At 53.4% G+C, this 16,049-nt stretch carries 16 protein-coding genes, 1 other RNA gene and 1 pseudogene; 6 read left to right on the top strand and 12 right to left on the bottom strand.

Going from position 1 to position 16,049, the window contains the following annotated elements:
• The 4 genes from BRO54_RS04645 (at position 1) to BRO54_RS04630 (ending at position 5,371) form a co-directional block, all read left to right on the top strand.
• Complete coding sequence (locus BRO54_RS04645; protein ID WP_074043248.1) at positions 1-1,530, top strand: spore germination protein; 1,530 nt, start codon at positions 1-3, stop codon at positions 1,528-1,530.
• Positions 1,527-2,678, top strand: a complete 1,152-nt coding sequence (locus tag BRO54_RS04640; RefSeq protein WP_015374756.1) for a Ger(x)C family spore germination protein — start codon at positions 1,527-1,529, stop codon at positions 2,676-2,678. Before BRO54_RS04645 ends, BRO54_RS04640 begins: the two co-directional genes overlap by 4 nt.
• A gap of 61 nt (positions 2,679-2,739) precedes the next feature.
• Positions 2,740-3,936, top strand: coding sequence for an MFS transporter (locus BRO54_RS04635; protein ID WP_015374754.1), 1,197 nt, complete (start codon positions 2,740-2,742; stop codon positions 3,934-3,936).
• A gap of 142 nt (positions 3,937-4,078) precedes the next feature.
• Positions 4,079-5,371 carry a sensor histidine kinase gene (locus BRO54_RS04630; RefSeq protein WP_074043247.1) on the top strand — a complete coding sequence of 431 codons (1,293 nt, stop codon included), beginning with the start codon at positions 4,079-4,081 and terminating at the stop codon, positions 5,369-5,371.
• A 56-nt stretch (positions 5,372-5,427) separates the two neighbouring features.
• Here BRO54_RS04630 and BRO54_RS04625 read toward each other — a convergent pair whose 3' ends face one another.
• Positions 5,428-5,634, bottom strand: a complete 207-nt coding sequence (locus BRO54_RS04625; RefSeq protein ID WP_074043246.1) for a DUF6501 family protein — start codon at positions 5,632-5,634, stop codon at positions 5,428-5,430.
• A gap of 171 nt (positions 5,635-5,805) precedes the next feature.
• Here BRO54_RS04625 and BRO54_RS04620 point away from each other — a divergent pair, with 171 nt between their 5' ends.
• Together BRO54_RS04620 and BRO54_RS20020 are read left to right on the top strand one after the other, a co-directional pair.
• Entirely contained in the window at positions 5,806-6,579 is a 774-nt protein-coding gene (locus BRO54_RS04620) for an SDR family NAD(P)-dependent oxidoreductase (RefSeq protein ID WP_074043245.1), read from the top strand.
• Between the two features lie 66 nt (positions 6,580-6,645).
• The gene (locus BRO54_RS20020) at positions 6,646-6,822 is read left to right on the top strand and encodes a hypothetical protein (RefSeq protein ID WP_013523694.1); all 177 of its coding nucleotides are present in this window, start codon (positions 6,646-6,648) and stop codon (positions 6,820-6,822) included.
• A 182-nt stretch (positions 6,823-7,004) separates the two neighbouring features.
• On the opposite strand, the pseudogene BRO54_RS04615 reads toward BRO54_RS20020, so the two are convergent.
• The 11 genes and pseudogenes from BRO54_RS04615 to accC form a co-directional block, all read right to left on the bottom strand.
• Positions 7,005-7,199, bottom strand: a pseudogene (locus BRO54_RS04615) (NETI motif-containing protein).
• A 224-nt stretch (positions 7,200-7,423) separates the two neighbouring features.
• Positions 7,424-7,573: a DUF2639 domain-containing protein gene (locus BRO54_RS04610; RefSeq protein ID WP_074043244.1), complete on the bottom strand. Its 150-nt coding sequence runs from the start codon at positions 7,571-7,573 to the stop codon at positions 7,424-7,426.
• A 159-nt stretch (positions 7,574-7,732) separates the two neighbouring features.
• Positions 7,733-9,445: a DHA2 family efflux MFS transporter permease subunit gene (locus tag BRO54_RS04605; RefSeq protein WP_074043243.1), complete on the bottom strand. Its 1,713-nt coding sequence runs from the start codon at positions 9,443-9,445 to the stop codon at positions 7,733-7,735.
• Positions 9,446-9,455: 10 nt separating this feature from the next.
• The gene (locus BRO54_RS04600; RefSeq protein ID WP_074043242.1) at positions 9,456-10,094 is read right to left on the bottom strand and encodes an HlyD family secretion protein; all 639 of its coding nucleotides are present in this window, start codon (positions 10,092-10,094) and stop codon (positions 9,456-9,458) included.
• Positions 10,095-10,097: 3 nt separating this feature from the next.
• Positions 10,098-10,538: a MarR family winged helix-turn-helix transcriptional regulator gene (locus BRO54_RS04595; protein ID WP_033025304.1), complete on the bottom strand. Its 441-nt coding sequence runs from the start codon at positions 10,536-10,538 to the stop codon at positions 10,098-10,100.
• A gap of 214 nt (positions 10,539-10,752) precedes the next feature.
• A non-coding RNA gene (ssrS, locus tag BRO54_RS04590) (6S RNA) lies at positions 10,753-10,941 on the bottom strand.
• A 63-nt stretch (positions 10,942-11,004) separates the two neighbouring features.
• Positions 11,005-12,558 (bottom strand): acyl-CoA carboxylase subunit beta, encoded by a 1,554-nt coding sequence (locus tag BRO54_RS04585; protein ID WP_074043241.1) that lies wholly within the window; start codon positions 12,556-12,558, stop codon positions 11,005-11,007.
• 167 nt (positions 12,559-12,725) lie between these two features.
• On the bottom strand, positions 12,726-13,508 hold the full coding sequence (locus BRO54_RS04580; protein ID WP_074043240.1) for an enoyl-CoA hydratase: 783 nt from the start codon (positions 13,506-13,508) through the stop codon (positions 12,726-12,728).
• 13 nt (positions 13,509-13,521) lie between these two features.
• Complete coding sequence (locus tag BRO54_RS04575; protein ID WP_074043239.1) at positions 13,522-14,421, bottom strand: hydroxymethylglutaryl-CoA lyase; 900 nt, start codon at positions 14,419-14,421, stop codon at positions 13,522-13,524.
• A gap of 15 nt (positions 14,422-14,436) precedes the next feature.
• Positions 14,437-14,649 (bottom strand): acetyl-CoA carboxylase biotin carboxyl carrier protein subunit, encoded by a 213-nt coding sequence (locus BRO54_RS04570; protein ID WP_011231095.1) that lies wholly within the window; start codon positions 14,647-14,649, stop codon positions 14,437-14,439.
• 26 nt (positions 14,650-14,675) lie between these two features.
• Positions 14,676-16,028 carry an acetyl-CoA carboxylase biotin carboxylase subunit gene (gene accC, locus BRO54_RS04565; RefSeq protein WP_074043238.1) on the bottom strand — a complete coding sequence of 451 codons (1,353 nt, stop codon included), beginning with the start codon at positions 16,026-16,028 and terminating at the stop codon, positions 14,676-14,678.
• Positions 16,029-16,049 lie beyond the last annotated feature (21 nt).

The raw sequence follows: 16,049 nt of genomic DNA, 5'->3' as shown, positions 1-16,049 counted from the left end.
ATGCCGTTGCCGATGCGAGCTGCCGAAAACAACGGATTGGCCGATGATTGCACCGTTTTAGAAACGGTGATCATTTCCGAAGAAGCATTGCGCACGATGTATGGAAAATGCCATGACGTCACAATCAAAGAAGCGGTGGTCCCATCGATCACGCCTGATAGGGTCGCCGTCCGTCTTTTATTCATCTACTGTGAAGGACTGTGCGATACACCGATGTTGCAAAAAGCCGTTTATCCGATGCTTCGCGACATGGGGGAACGATGCTCATTCCTATCAATTGACGAAATCGAGATGCATAAGCCGGCAACACTTGAATATATCGGGAAAGAAGTACGAATCGATGACTTGAATTTTCGCCTGTTCAGCGGCGAATTGCTGATTTATTTCCAAGAGGCAGACGCCTTGTATACAATGGCGCTGGCCAATCTACCGAAACGTGATCCAGACGAACCAAACACAGAAGTATCGATCCGCGGACCAAAGGATGGATTCGTTGAGGAAATCGGCAAAAATGTAGCACTCATTCGCAAGCGGATCCGTTCGCACCGCCTTGTTTACGAACCATTCATTATTGGAACGCGCAGCCAAACGCAAATTGGATTGCTCTATATCGATGATATGGTCAACTTAGACATGATTGACGAAGTGCGGAGGCGCCTATTGAATTTATGTGTAGACTCGGTCACAAGCGCAAATCAAATTGAACATTGGATTTCCGACCATCGTTTCACTCTTTTCCCTTTGTTTGGATATACGGGCCGGCCGGACTTTGCAGCTAGTTCGCTGCTCAATGGACGCTTTCTCTTGTTGATCGATGGAGCGCCGACCGCTTTAATCGGGCCGGGCAATTTGACCTTTTTATTGAACACATCTGAAGACAACCATACATTTTTCCTATTTGTTATTTTTCAGCGCCTTATTCGGCTGTTCAGCATATCGGTATCTATTTTTCTCCCCGGAGCATGGACAGCATTGACGTCGTTCCATCCAGACCAGCTGCCGTTCACCTTGCTGGCAACGCTTGTCCTATCCCGGCATGGAGTGCCGCTTCCTGTACCATTAGAAATGTTTATTATGCTCATTTTATTTGAAGTGTTTAAAGAAGCGGGTATGCGTTTACCCATTGCTGTCGGACAGACGCTGTCGGTCGTCGGCGGTTTGATTATTGGCCAAGCAGCGATCAACGCTGGACTGACCGCGCCGGCGACACTAGTCATAAGCGCCATCTCCGTTATTTCTTCCTTTACATTGGTCAATCAAAATTTATTGAACATGGTCTCCATACTTCGATTGTTTATTTTAATGTTTTCATCTCTTCTCGGGTTGTTCGGATTTATATTATCGCTCTTTTTCATTTTAACGTATGTTGTGAATTTGCGGACGTTCGGCGTTCCTTATGTAGCTCCATTAGCTCCTGCGTCGAACGATATCGGAAAGACGCTGGTCACAAGTGCATGGAGATTATTTCGCACACGCGCCCGCATTTTGCATCCAAACGATGCGACACCAAGAAAGGAAGATGATAAATGATCAAGCGGCTTTTTGCCCTACTTTTCGCCGTCGTATTGCTTAGCGGCTGCTGGGGGGTGCGCAATATTGACCATCTTCTTTACATTCATTCAATTGGCATTGATTACAAAGATGGGAAAATGGTGCTGTACGTTCAACTCATTAACTTCAGCGGGCTCGCCAAAGTGGAAGCTGGCGGAACAAGAGAACAAGCGACCGTTTCAGTCGGCAAGGCGACGGGTGAAACGTTCGATCTCGCCGCCCATAACTTATATCGATCGATTCAACAAATGGTTTCTTGGGGGCATGTCAAAAGCCTTGTCTTTACGAAACGGGCGCTGCGGCCTGACGTCATTCGCAATGTCATCGATTTATTGAACCGTTATAACGAGATTCGCCATACGATTTGGGTATACGCAACAGACACATCGCTAGAAAAGTTGTTCCAGTCAACTCCATTGTTGCTTGCCTCTTCCTATTATTCATTTTTATCCAACCCAGAAGAGCTGTTCCGGCAAAGCTCATTTATTCGGCCCATTCGGCTGAACCGTTTTATCGCCCATATCGATGAGCCGGCCATGACCACTCGCCTTCCTTATTTGTCATTGGCAAAAAAAGAGTGGACGGAAGATAAAAAGAATAAACCGATGTTAGTTCTTAAAGGAGCCTGTTTTTTGCACAATTACAAGTTGCAAGGCTGCGCCCGCATATCCGAAGTCAAAGGGATTCGCTGGGTGGAACAAGACATCCGCCGCACTCCCCTCGCGCTTAAGAAAAAGGGAAAAACGGCGGCGACTCTCATTATTCGGGAACCGCATGCCGAATGGGCTATGAAGCGGGAAGGAGGCGCTGATCGTATCCAGTTGCGCGTTCGTGCTGTGGGAACCATCATCGAACAAAACGAACCGCTATCGTGGCCGCAACTTGTCCGTTTGTCTAAAGAAGCAATCGAGCAGGAAATCCGCGGCACGTATCAGTGGGGAGCGGCGCGCGGCATTGACACATTGAACATTTCGGATGTGTTGTATCGAAACAACCTTTCTGAATGGCGGCGGTTATCGGTAAACGGAACCGTTCCGCTCGATGACGGTATTCTCCCCTCCATCTCCGTCGACCTTGCGATCAGCGCTGGAGGCAAGGAAAAAATCAATTACCGCGCCGGCGATTGAAAAGACAAAAAAATAAAGTATAATTAGGAATATTAAGATATATTTTGAACGGGGGAGAACGATGAACACCCATACAGAACGAACGAGCGCCGTAGGCATAACCGTCTACCCGATTTTGTTCGCCATCAGCTTCAGCCACTTTTTGAACGATGCGATGCAGGCGGTCATCCCGGCGCTCTTCCCGATTTTGCGCTCGACGATGGAGCTGTCGTATACGCAAATCGGCTGGATCGCTTTTGCGTTGAACATGACGTCATCGATCATGCAGCCGGTCGTTGGCTTATGGACGGACCGAACGCCATCGCCGTACTTTTTGCCGCTCGGCATGGCGGCAAGTTTGCTCGGCATGGCCGGGCTCGCCTTGGCGCCGAATTTTCTCTTTGTCCTTCTGTCCGCGTTGCTTGTTGGGATCGGCTCGGCCGTCTTTCATCCAGAAGGGTCGCGCGTCGTCTATTTGGCCGCTGGAGCGCGGCGGGCGTTTGCGCAGTCGATTTATCAAGTCGGCGGCAACACAGGCAACGCCTTAGCCCCTCTTTTTACCGCCCTTATTTTCGTGCCGTTCGGCCAAAAAGGGGCGGCTTGGTTTACGCTCGCTGCCGCTCTTGGCATCACCGTGCTTTGGCGCGTCTCGCAATGGTACGGACATGAACTCGGCAGCCGACCGACGCCAAGCAAAGCGAAAAAAGCCGGGCAGCGAATCGATCACGGGCATTCGATCGTCTTTGCACTTGCGCTGCTCATCTTTGTCGTGTTCGCCCGCTCATGGTATTCGGCCGGCATCTCAAACTATTACCAGTTTTATCTGATGGAAACGACGCATATTTCCGTGCGCGAGGCGCAAGTGTACTTGTTCGCCTTTATGATCGCCGGCGCTATTGGAACGCTCGCCGGCGGGCCGATCGCTGACCGGTTCGGCAAACGGAACTTAATGATCTGGTCGACTGTTGGGACGGCGCCGTTTGCGCTCGCCCTGCCGCACGCGCCGCTTCCGCTCGCCTTGCCGTTGCTGCTTGTCGCCGGGTTTGTGCTGTCATTAAGCTTTGCGACGTTTGTCGTCTACGCCCAAGAGCTGCTTCCGAACCATGTCGGCATGGCGTCCGGGCTGATCGTCGGCCTGGCGTTTGGCATGGGGGCGCTTGGTGCGGTCGTGCTCGGCAAAATCGCCGACTTGTCGTCGCTCGGCACGTTGATGCTGCTTTGCAGCGTGCTGCCGCTCTTTGGAATCTTAGCCGTTTGGCTGCCGAAAGACCAGGCATAACAAAACGCACCGTGTCTTTCAACCAGGCAATGCGTGCTGTTGGACGTATAGAGCGCTATAAGCAACAAATCTATTTTTCTTTCAACCTTTTCCGAGTTATAATGGAAAACGATGATGTTCATTTAATTAGGAGATTTTTTGTATGGCGGGTTTATACATTAACCAGCACGTCCTAAACAACTTATTTTATATTTTAGTCACTATCTTTGCCTTTTCCTTTATTTATGACCATAGTCGAGCGATCCGGCAGCGCCCGCTCTATGGCCAGGCGCTGCTTGGGGCTTGTTTGGCGTTGGCGGCCGTTTTGTGCATGAAATTTCCGATTTACATTGATCCGCTGTGCGTCCATGATTTCCGGCAAATTCCGTTTTTGCTTGGGACATTGTATGGCGGCGGCGCGGTCGGGGCGGTGCTGTTTGTTGTCTTGATGCTGGCACGCACCGTTTTGTACGGATTTCAGCCGCTCACGTTGATCGTTTACGCCATCATGTTTGCCATAGCGGCGGCCGCTTCGCCGCTGTTTCGCAAGCTGCCGCGGCCAAGCAAGCTCGTTATGTCGCTTTGGCTGACGTTTTTGCTCGCAGTGCTTACGACGTTTGCGGCCATCATCGTCGCTGATTTTCCAGTGACAAGACCGTATATCGTGTATTTTCTTCTCATGCCGCCGTTTGTCATGATGTTCGCTGTCTATTTGATGGAGACGCTTCATGAGGCGCAGCTCGCTCGGGCAGAGCTGATGAAGATGGAAAAAATGCAGATCGTCAGCCAAATGGCAGCCAGCATTTCCCATGAAATCCGCAACCCGCTCACCGTCGTCAAAGGATTCATCCAGCTGCTGCAAACTGGTCGGCTGCCGCGCGAAACCGAAGAGCGGTACATTCGCATCGCCTTAGAGGAACTCGAGCGGGCGGAAGCCATCATCCGCGACTATTTGACGTTTGCCAAACCGGCGCCAAAAGAGACCGAGCCGATTGATGTCGCCACCCAGCTTCAGAAAGTGCTGCAAATGATTACGCCAATGGCGCATATGCATTCGATCCATGTATCCTCTTCCCTCGAACATGGCGTTGTCATCGGAAACGCACAATATTTCCAACAGTGTTTTCTCAACTTGTTGAAAAACAGCATTGAGGCAATGCCAAACGGCGGCACGCTCCATGTTGCGGCCGAGAACCGGGGAACATCAGTCGTCATCACCATTTCCGACAACGGCGTTGGCATGACGAAAGAACAAGTGCGCCGCTTCGGCGAGCCATACTTCAGCACAAAAGAAAAAGGCACCGGGCTTGGTGCGATGGTCGCCGTCAAAATCATCGAACAAATGGGAGGAACGTGGACGATCGAAAGCACCGTACAAAAAGGGACGACGTTGACGATCACGCTGCCGGCAAGCCGGGTGCGGCCGCCGACGGCGGAACAAAGCGCCGCCGGCTGATCGAAAAAACGGATGCCCTGTTTCGGACATCCGTTTTTTCTTGGCTATTGGCGCGATCACTTGACTTCCTCAAAATAATCTTTGTAAAACCCGCCGACTTTTCCGCTGTTGTCGATGACAAAATAAAACTCGTCCGTTTCGCTTTTCACTTCATATACTTTGCCCGGCGTCAACACATTGCTGACCATGTACTTTTCCGCGTTCGTGTGAACGCACTTTACTTTTTTGATCGTCGGCCGGGTCGCCCATGTGTAATGAATCATGGCGTCATCCCCTTATCTAGATGGTGTTCTCTTTTTTATTGTAGCGGGACGGCGCGCCGGCTGCAACTTGGAATTCCCGCTCCCTGCCAAACAGCGATGCCAATGATTGGCTGCAACAGGGGATCATGCTATCATGAGGATGTACCGACGATTCTGAAAGGGGAGATTTCGATGTTTTTGCCTTCGTTTCGCTTGGACGGAAAAACGGCGTTAGTGACGGGAGCCGGACGCGGCATCGGCCGGGCGATCGCGATCGGGTTCGCTGAAGCCGGGGCCGATGTGGCGCTCATCGCCCGCACGGAAGCTGATTTGCAAGAAACGGCAAGCCATATCGAACAGTTCGGCCGGAAAGCGTACATATATCCGCTTGATGTCACCGACCGGAAAGCCGTGCATGACGCCGTCGCCGATGTCAAACAACAAGCCGGATCACTTGATATCGTTGTCAACAACGCTGGCATGAACATCCGCACCCCGGCTTTGGATGTGACGGATCATGAGTGGGAAACGATTATGAACACCAACTTAAAGTCGGCGTTTCTCGTCTCACAAGAAGCCGGTCGCGTCATGAAAGAACAAAAGCAAGGCGGAAACATCATCAACATCGCTTCCGTCGCCGGCCATGTCGCCTTGCGCACCGGGGTTGTGTATGCGGCGACAAAAGCGGCGCTCATCCAAATGACGAAAGTGCTGGCGTTTGAGTGGGGGCGCTACGGTATACGCGTCAACGCGATCGGCCCATGGTATTTCCGGACGCCGCTCACCAAAACGCTGCTTGAGGACGAAGCGTATGTGAACGACATTTTGGCCGTCACGCCGCTCAAGCGGATTGGCGAGTTGCCTGAGCTCGTCGGCCCGGCTGTGTTCCTCGCCTCCGATGCGTCAAGCTATATAACCGGCCAAACGCTATTCGTCGATGGCGGCATGACGATCCACGGCTTTTGAGTAAAACACGCCTTGATGACGCACCCTATAAACGCAGCAGTCCATATCCACAAGGGGGTACCAACGATGGATGAGCAAGAAAGCAAACGGCAATTTCAAGACGATCTGGACCAATACCGAATGGACAACGTCATACACGCCCCGAAGCACTATGTGTACCAAGTCGGCTACGAAGCATCAAGCGGCAACCCGACCGGCGGCCATCGGGAGGCGAAAAAAACGCGCGAATGGCCGCACAGCTAGACCGGGAAGGAACTCCCTTTCCGGTTTTTTTGGCTGGCCGATCTCCCCGCTTTGTATAGGCGGCGATCGTTGGGAAAAGAACTTCCTTCGCAATTTTTTGATGAATTCTCTTGCCCCTATAACCAGAGCCCGTCGAATCTGCGGCCGCGCCTTCAGCCTAAGGTGGAGCCAACAACCGCCCGTTATGGCTCATCGCGCACCGCCTCAAATTCAATGATGCGCCCGCATGGCTCCACCATCGTTTCACCGTTTGTCTCCACTTCTCAGAAAATCGGCTGCTCGACGCGGCGGATGGGGCGGTAGCCTTCTTGTTTCATTCGCTCTAAACAGGCGGCAATCGTTTCTCCTTCCGCTACGGTAAATCGTTTTTTCTTCATCGCTTTTCTGGCTAAAGAGGCGCGCCCTCCCTCCTCCCACTCGAAATGTTGACATATCAAGGCTTCGCGGCCTTTCCTTATAACTATTGTACCCCAAAAAAGAAGAGGGTGTCCCAAAAGGATCGAGACACCCTTTCTTATTACCGTATATTAGGTATAAAACAATCATTAAGAAACAATATGTTGTGTTTTGTTAAGGAAAATTACCCTTTTGGGTCAGCCCCTCAGCATGTTTTCTGCACATATTTTCGGTACAGCCCGTACAGCTCCGTCGCCTTGTACGTTTCAATTTTTTTTCGTCTAACCGGATGGCGGGCAATGCCTGCCTTTTTCAACTCAGCGACGAGCCATCCTTTCGAGCCGAAATGCGCCATCGGCGTCCCCCTCCTTTTTCGTGCGGCTTGTCTTTATGTATATGCGCGCGCAAGTGAAGGGAGAACGCCCTGGGCACAGCTATTCGTGTTTGCCGCCATGCCCCTTTTCCACGCCGCTTCTTATCCACAACTCACGACAACCGCTTTTCATGTCTCTGCTTATGCCGACGGCGATTTATGTTTTTTTCCTTTTAAGAAAAACGCCATGATTAACGCGAGCACTGTCAAGCCAGTGGCGACGAAAAAGGCGTCGTTGATCCCTTCGACCGTCGATCGTTGCTGCACAAGTCCATACAACAGCTGAGCGATCGCCTCATCGCTTGGGATCGCCTGTTTCAATTGGCCGACAAGGCTCATGAACAACGGATTGTTTTCCGTCATTTCATTGCGGTAAGCTTCCACATGGAATTTCGCCCGATTGGACATGATCGTCACCAAGAACGCCGTTCCGAGCGAAGCCGCCACTTGACGGATCGTATTCGACATCGCCGTGCCGTGGCTGTACAGATGACGCGGCAAGGCGTTTAACCCTTCCGTCATGATGGGCATCCCGAGCATCGACATGCCGAACATCCGGAAAATGTAAAGCCAAATTAAATGGCTATACGGGGTGTCGAGTGTCAGCTTGCTGAACTCCCATGTCGTCACAGCGGTGATGATCAAGCCGACAATAGCGAGCATCCGCGCGCCGATGCGGTCAAACACCCAACCGGAGATCGGCGACATGATCGCCATGACGATCGCCCCCGGCAGCAACAGCAAACCGGCATCGAGCGGCGTAAAGCCACGCAAGTTTTGCAAATACACCGGAAGCAGCACCATGGCGGCAAACATCGCCATGTTAATGACCGAACCGATGACGGTCGCCAACGTAAACACCGGGTAGCGGAACACGCGGAAATTGAGCACCGGATGCTCCGAGCGGAGCGAACGCCATGTGAACATGATGAGGAACAAGGCGCCGATGACAAGCGAAACAACGACTTCCGTCTCGCCCCATCCTTTGCTTCCGGCCTCGCTGAAGCCATACAGAACGCCGCCAAACCCGATCGTTGAGTAGACCGCCCCTTGCACGTCCAGCACTGGATTGCCTTTACGCGGCGTATGTTTCAGCCAGACGGAGGCAAGCACAATGTCCACAATGGCGATCGGCAAAACGACGTAAAACAACAGCCGCCATGTATAATGTTCAACGATCCATCCGGACAGCGTCGGCCCGACCGCCGGCGCAAACATCATGGCGATTCCGACCGTCCCCATCGCCACCCCGCGGCGTTCCGGAGGGAAAATCGACAACATAATGACCATCATAAGCTGCATAATAATGCCGGCCCCGACCGCTTGCGTCAGCCGCCCTGCGAGCATGACGGCAAACGATGGAGCGATCGAGCAGACAAACGCGCCGATGGCAAAAAACGACATGCCCAATAAAAACAGCCGTTTCGCTGGAAACTTCGCGATTAAAAACGGACTGATCGGGATGAGCACCCCGTTGACGAGCATATATCCCGTGACGAGCCATTGGATTGTTGACGTTTCGACATTGAAATCTTTCATCATATGCGGCAAAGCGACGTTGATCAACGTTTGATTCAAAATAGCGACAAACGCACCAAGCATGACCGTCGCCACAACCTTGCCGCGGCTGCCGATATCCCCGAGGCCGCCTTGCCCGGCTGGAGCGGCCGGACGCCCATCCGTTCCTGTCGACGGCTCTTCTTTCGTTTCCGCCACCGGTCGAGCGTTGGCTTCCGCCGCTTCATCTGCCGCCTTCACCGCGGCTGAAGCCGGTTTGCGGCGGCGCAGCGCGATGTTGACCGCCGCCAAGACCAAAACGGCAAACACAATATAACCAATGACAAATGCTGTCATCCTCAATCACCTACTTATGGATGCGGACGGTGACGTTCATGCCCGGCACAAGTCCAGCTCCGCTGTAATTGTCAATGGAAATCGTGACTGGAATCACTTGGGTCACTTTCGTGTAGTTGCCGGTCGCATTGGAACTTGGCAGCAGGCTGAACGTATTCGCTGTCGCATTGCCAATCTTTTCGACTTTGCCGCTGAACTTGCGATCCGGATACGCATCGACATAAATATCGACGTCTTGCCCGACTTTCACGTCTTCAATATCCGTCTCTTCAATATTCGCCGTCACCCACAAATCGTTCAAATCAAACCCGCGGGCAAGCGGCATCCCCGCGGCGACAAACGAGTCCTTGACCGCGTTTTGCTGCACGATTGTCATCCGATGCGGCACTGTCACCGGCACCGTCGTTTTGCCGTCAAACACCTCGCCGATTTCTTCCCCGGCTGAGAAGGTTTTTCCCGTGTCGCCCCGCCAGGACGTCAGTTTTCCGGACAGCGGCGCAGCGACGGAGATGACCTGGCCGTCGATGCGGGCGTTGTCCGTTTTAATGTAGTTCGTTGCTTCATTCACATAGTAGTAGGCGGCAAAGCCTCCACCGACAAGCAAAATGAGCACAATGATGTTCAGCGCAACCAATCGTTTCACGTTCACCGTCTATTCCTCCCCGAGTAAAATCGCTTTGATTTTTTCATGAAGATGCAAAAACTGTTCAATCTCCTCTGGAGAGACGAGTTCTTGAATGCGACGAAGCCGCCGGCGCAGCACCGACTGCTCGCCAAACGCTTCCGACACCGTCTCTTTTCCTTTTTCCGTCAAACTCAAAATGACCGCGCGCCGATCTTGCTTCGACGGCTCACGGACAACAAGGCCGGCGCCGACGAGCCGGTCGACCGTGCCGCTGACGTTGCTGTTGCTTAAGTTTAATTTTTCCGCCAAGTCATTGAGGCGAATATGCTCTTTTTTCAACAGCGTATATAAGACGATCAGCTGCACCTCTGTCACCCCGACGCGGGCGGCGTCTTCACGGATGAGGCGATAAAGCGCCTTTTGCGTCCGGAAGACGGCGTACATGATGTCCCGGCTGATCCCTTCCATTCATCCCCCCTCCTTGCCTCATCTTTCTTGTTGGAATAGTTTCAATACGAATTATTCCTGAACGAAATATGATTATAACATGGAAACAGGGAAAATCAACTATATTGTTTCGTGTTTTTGACAAAACGTGCGCGACCAACATCAAAACCAAAAAAGGCGTCCAACTGGATGTCTTTTATCCAGTTGGACGCCCTTTGCCGTCTCTCATTCATGAATCCGCGCCGCGGTTGCCGTTGGCTGAATGCAGTTTCTCAACCACGCTCCACCAGGTGGGTGTTCGCAGAAGCGTTCCTGCCGTCCTCCATCACGAATATTGAGGCATGACATTCCCGCTTCAATGTAGAACTCCCTTTCTATTGCCATCGGTTGAAACTTCATTCTACAACGCACAACGCAGCAACGGATTGGTGATTATTATGATACATGATGTTCTGCTCCTTGGCAAGAGGGACAGCCATCCATTTTTTCAAACTGGATACACCCCATGCTTCCGCTCAGAAAAGACCATATACTTGGACATATAGGCCTCAAATCGGCGGATGAGCTCGTTGCGCAAGTCGTTCGGCGCGACGATCCCATCGATGACAAGCTCGGACGCCAGCCGGTAAATATCGATGTCGCGCCGATATTCCTCGCGTTTTTGCTCGACAAACGCCGCCCGCTCCTCTGGCGGCAGCTCGGCGATTTTGTTGGCGTAGACGGCGTTGACGGCCGCTTCCGGCCCCATGACGGCGATTTGCGCGTTCGGAAGCGCCAAGCAGCAATCTGGTTCAAACGCCGGCCCGGCCATCGCATACAATCCGGCGCCGTACGCTTTGCGAACGATGACCGAGATTTTCGGCACGGTCGCTTCCGACATGGCAGCGATCATTTTCGCCCCATGGCGGATGATGCCGGCCCGCTCGACTTTCGTGCCGATCATAAAGCCAGGGACGTCGGCCAAAAACAAAAGCGGGATATGGAACGCATCGCAAAGGGTGATGAATTTCGCTGCTTTATCGGCCGAGTCGTGGAACAATACGCCACCTTTGACGCGCGGCTGGTTGGCGATAATGCCGATTGGCTGGCCGGCAAGGCGCGCCAGTCCAGTAATGATTTCTGGCGCAAACAGTTTTTTGATTTCACAAAACGATCCTTCGTCAATGATCCGCTCAATCAAATCATACATGTTGAACGGCGCATTTTGGTTTTCCGGCAAAATGTCCTCGATCGTTTTGTCAAACGATTTCGGCGGCTTCGCCTCGACCACCGGCGGCTTTTCGCTGTAATTAGACGGAAAATACGACAAATAACGGCGCGCATAGGCAATCGCTTCTTCTTCGGTTTTCACGAGCACGTCGCCGCAGCCGGAGACGGTGCAATGCATGCGGGCGCCGCCCATCTCTTCGAGCGTCACTTTTTCCCCAATCACCATTTCCGCCATGCGCGGCGAGCCTAAGTACATCGAGGCATTGCCTTCGACCATGATGACGATATCGCAAAACGCCGGAATATAGGCGCCGCCGGCTGCTGATGGGCCGAACAATAAGCACACTTGCGGCACTTTGCCGGACAGCTTCACTTCATTGTAAAAAATGCGTCCCGCCCCGCGCCGGCCGGGAAACATTTCGATTTGATCGGTGATGCGGGCGCCAGCCGAGTCCACCAAATAAATGATCGGGCAACGCAATTTTTCCGCTGTCTCTTGAATGCGAATGATTTTTTCGACGGTGCGCGCTCCCCACGAGCCGGCTTTGACGGTCGAATCGTTCGCCATCACGCAGACGGTGCGGCCATTGATTTTGCCGATGCCGGTCACAACTCCATCAGCCGGCAAATCGCCCGCCAAACAGTTGGCAAACAGTCCGTCTTCCACTTCCAAGCCGTTATCAAGCAATAAGTTCAACCGCTCGCGAACAAATAACTTCCCTTGGGCGGCGTTTTTTTCATGATATTTTGGCGCCCCGCCTTTTTTGATGTCGGCCGCTCGCTTCTTGAGCTCCGCCACTAGCGTGTCTTGTTGATTGGCCGTTTCCTTCATCTCTTTGTTTCCCCTCCTTGTTTTGATGGATCTTGCTGTTCAATCCCGCGTGTTCGGCCGGAGCAAGGTTGGATGCCGTGTTTTATCGCTGCGAAAAGGCCGATGCGGCGCAAGCGCTCCGTGCGGCTTCCTCCTTCCAAACCGGCCCCCTCCTTGTCCAAGCGGGCTTACTCGCCTTTGTACACCGGCTTCCGCTTTTCTTTAAACGCCTGCAATCCTTCCAACCGGTCTTTCGTCGGAATGGTCGCCTCATAGGCGAGCTGTTCAATCGCCAGGCCGGTCTCCAAGTCGACGTTGAATACGCTTTGCACCGCCCGTTTCGCCTGGCGGACGGCAATCGGCGCGTTTTCGGCGATTTGTTGCGCTAGGCGAAGCGCACGCTCCATCAGCTCGGAGCGCGGCACCGCGTATTCGACAAGGCCGATTCGCTCCGCCTCTTTGGCGGTGATGCGCTTCGCGGCAAAAATCAGCTCTTTCGCTTTTCCGATGCCGACAAGGCGCGGCAGCCGCTGCGTCCCCCCCGCTCCCGGAATGATGCCAAGCGACGTTTCCGTCAGCCCAAGCTGGATATCGTCGGCAGCAAACCGGATGTCGCAAGCCAAGGCAAGCTCCAACCCACCGCCAAACGCCGAGCCGTTTAAAACGGCGATGACCGGCTGCGGCACTTTCTCGACCTCGTTGATCGTTTTGCTGATTAAGGCGACGGCTTGCCGCACTTCCGTTTCATTCATCCCCGCCCGCTCTTTCAAATCAGCGCCGGCGCAAAACACTTTGTCTCCTGCCCCGGTCAACATGACAACGCGCACGTCTTTCCGAAATTTGATCTCTTGAAAGAGCGCTCCAAGCTCGAAAAGAAGCGCTCTTGAAAGCGCGTTGGCCGCTTCCGGACGGTTTAATGTCACAATGGCAATGCCATTTTCTTGTGTTTCAAACGATACAAGTGTTCCCATGTTTTCTTCCCCCTTATGATAAAACCGTTTGCAAATAGCGGCTCGGAAGCGGGCGGCCAATTTTGTCGCGGATAAACAAAGCCGCTTTCGTCAGCTGCTCGACATCGATGCCGGTTTCAATCCCCATGCCGTGAAGCATATACACTAAATCATCGGTGGCGACGTTTCCCGACGCTCCGGGAGCGTACGGGCAGCCGCCGAGGCCGCCGAGCGAGCTGTCGAACGTCGTAATCCCCATTTCCATCGACACTAAAATATTGGCCAGCGCCGTCCCTCTCGTGTCATGGAAATGCATGGCGATCCGATCAGCCGGAAAACGGCGGAGCACGATTGCGAGCACCTCTTCGACTTGTTTGGGCGTCGCCACGCCGATCGTATCGCCGAGCGACAGTTCGTCAACCCCCATCGCCAACAACCGGTCCGCCACCATCAGCACTTGATCGACGGCGACAGGCCCTTCATACGGGCAGCCAAAGACGGTTGAAACGTAGCCGCGCACCGTTTTTCCTGCTTGTTTCGCCGTTTTCACGACCGCTTCAAGCACCGGAAATGTGGCGGCGATGGTTTTGTTAATATTTTTTTGATTGTGCGTTTCGCTCGCTGACATGAAGACGCCGACTTCATCCACCCCGGCGCCAAGCGCCCGCTCAAGCCCCTTTTCGTTGGGGACGAGCGCCGCATACGTGACGCCGGCTTTTCGGCGAATACCCGCTGCCACTTCAACGGCGTCCGCAAGCTGCGGAATCCATTTCGGATGGACGAAGGAAGTCACCTCAATGTACGACAGCCCCGTTTCTGACAATAGGTTGATCCAAGCGATTTTATCGGCGGTCGCGATCGGCGTTGCTTCGTTTTGCAGGCCGTCGCGCGGGCCGACTTCTTTGATCGTCACCTTCGCCGGCCATCGGCTCATGCTCTGCTCCCCCTTTTACTCAATCTCGACAAGCACGTCGCCTTCGTTCACGAAATCTCCTTCCTGCACGTGGATGTGCTTCACGACGCCAGACGTTTCCGCGGCAATCGGAATCTCCATTTTCATCGATTCCAAAATGACGACATCTTGCCCTTCTTCCACACGGTCACCGACGGCGACGACAATTTTCCATACACTTCCTGCCATCGTTGCGGTTATTTGATTCATCGTTTCTTCCCCCATTCATTTCTGCTTCATTTCGTTTTTATTGGTTTCCAATGTTTCGAAAGGAAATCGGTCGTCGTATCCCCCGCTTGAAACGCCGGATGGGACAACACGGCCTCAAGCAGCGGAATGTTCGTTTTAATCCCTTCGACGCGATAGTCCCGAAGCGCTGCGAGCAAGCGTTCAATCGCCGTTTGCCGATCCGGCCCTTTCGCGATCAACTTCGCGATCATCGGATCATAAAACGGCGTGACCGTGATGCCGCTTTGAACCGCCGTTTCATGACGAATCCATTCGCCTTGTGGGGCGGAAAACGCCGTAATGCGGCCGGGCGATGGATAAAACGTGTTCGGATCTTCGGCATAAATGCGCACTTCAATGGCGTGACCGTCGCGGCGGATGTCCTTTTGCTTATAACGAAGCGGCTCGCCGGCGGCGATGCGCAGCTGCTCTTCGACGATGTCAATGCCGGTGATTTCTTCCGTCACCGGGTGCTCGACTTGCAGCCGAGTGTTCATCTCAAGAAAATAAAAGTTTTTCTGTTCATCGACGAGAAATTCAATGGTACCGGCATTTGCATAACCGATGTAACGCGCAGCCCGCACCGCCGCCTCCCCCATCTTCCGCCGCGCCTCTTCATCCAAAAACGGCGACGGCGCCTCTTCGACAACTTTTTGATGGCGGCGCTGAATCGAGCATTCGCGCTCCCATAAGTAGACGCAGTTGCCGCGCCCATCGGCGAGCAGCTGAATTTCGATATGACGCGGACGTTCAATATACTTTTCGATATACATCGTCCCGTCGCCGAAAAACGAAGCGGCCCGTTTTTGGCTCCCTTCAAATGCTTGGCGCAGCTCAGCTTCATCGCGAGCGATATGCATGCCGATACCGCCGCCGCCGGCTGACGCCTTCAGCATGACTGGATACCCAATTGAAGCCGCCGCTTTGGCCGCCTCATCGGCGCCATCAAGCGCAAAGGAGACGCCCGGGACGATCGGCACGCCGGCTTTTTCCATCGTCCGCCGCGCTTCGATTTTGCTGCCCATCGCCGCAATGACGTCAGCCTTCGGACCGATAAAGACGATTCCTTCTTCCTCGCAGCGGCGGGCAAACGCCGGATTTTCCGACAACAGCCCGTAGCCGGGATGGATCGCCTCCGCTTTCGCCGCTTTGGCAACCTCAATGATTTTTTCGATATTTAAATAGCTTTCCGCGACGCGCGGCTTGCCGATCAAATACGCTTCATTCGCGAGCGCGACATGGAGCGAATCGGCGTCTGCTTCGGAATAAATGGCAACCGTTTGAATACCGAGACGTCGGCACGTGCGGATGACGCGGACGGCGATTTCGCCGCGGTTGGCAATCAACACTTTCGAAAACATCGTCTCACCCTTTCTTAAAAG

The organism is Geobacillus proteiniphilus (genome assembly GCF_001908025.1).
GTDB lineage: Bacteria > Bacillota > Bacilli > Bacillales > Anoxybacillaceae > Geobacillus > Geobacillus proteiniphilus.
The sequence above is the reverse complement of the archived record's forward strand: the minus strand, read 5'-3'. Positions and strand labels throughout refer to the sequence as shown.

Bases quoted from the DNA above. Each gene is read 5' to 3' on its own strand.
- BRO54_RS04645 (WP_074043248.1), top strand. From the start codon at position 1: ATGCCGTTGCCGATGCGAGCTGCCGAAAACAACGGATTGGCCGATGAT.
- BRO54_RS04640 (WP_015374756.1), top strand. From the start codon at position 1,527: ATGATCAAGCGGCTTTTTGCCCTACTTTTCGCCGTCGTATTGCTTAGC.
- BRO54_RS04635 (WP_015374754.1), top strand. From the start codon at position 2,740: ATGAACACCCATACAGAACGAACGAGCGCCGTAGGCATAACCGTCTAC.
- BRO54_RS04630 (WP_074043247.1), top strand. From the start codon at position 4,079: ATGGCGGGTTTATACATTAACCAGCACGTCCTAAACAACTTATTTTAT.
- BRO54_RS04625 (WP_074043246.1), bottom strand. From the start codon at position 5,634: ATGATTCATTACACATGGGCGACCCGGCCGACGATCAAAAAAGTAAAG.
- BRO54_RS04620 (WP_074043245.1), top strand. From the start codon at position 5,806: ATGTTTTTGCCTTCGTTTCGCTTGGACGGAAAAACGGCGTTAGTGACG.
- BRO54_RS20020 (WP_013523694.1), top strand. From the start codon at position 6,646: ATGGATGAGCAAGAAAGCAAACGGCAATTTCAAGACGATCTGGACCAA.
- BRO54_RS04610 (WP_074043244.1), bottom strand. From the start codon at position 7,573: ATGGCGCATTTCGGCTCGAAAGGATGGCTCGTCGCTGAGTTGAAAAAG.
- BRO54_RS04605 (WP_074043243.1), bottom strand. From the start codon at position 9,445: ATGACAGCATTTGTCATTGGTTATATTGTGTTTGCCGTTTTGGTCTTG.
- BRO54_RS04595 (WP_033025304.1), bottom strand. From the start codon at position 10,538: ATGGAAGGGATCAGCCGGGACATCATGTACGCCGTCTTCCGGACGCAA.
- BRO54_RS04585 (WP_074043241.1), bottom strand. From the start codon at position 12,558: ATGAAGGAAACGGCCAATCAACAAGACACGCTAGTGGCGGAGCTCAAG.
- BRO54_RS04580 (WP_074043240.1), bottom strand. From the start codon at position 13,508: ATGGGAACACTTGTATCGTTTGAAACACAAGAAAATGGCATTGCCATT.
- BRO54_RS04575 (WP_074043239.1), bottom strand. From the start codon at position 14,421: ATGAGCCGATGGCCGGCGAAGGTGACGATCAAAGAAGTCGGCCCGCGC.
- BRO54_RS04570 (WP_011231095.1), bottom strand. From the start codon at position 14,649: ATGAATCAAATAACCGCAACGATGGCAGGAAGTGTATGGAAAATTGTC.
- accC (WP_074043238.1), bottom strand. From the start codon at position 16,028: ATGTTTTCGAAAGTGTTGATTGCCAACCGCGGCGAAATCGCCGTCCGC.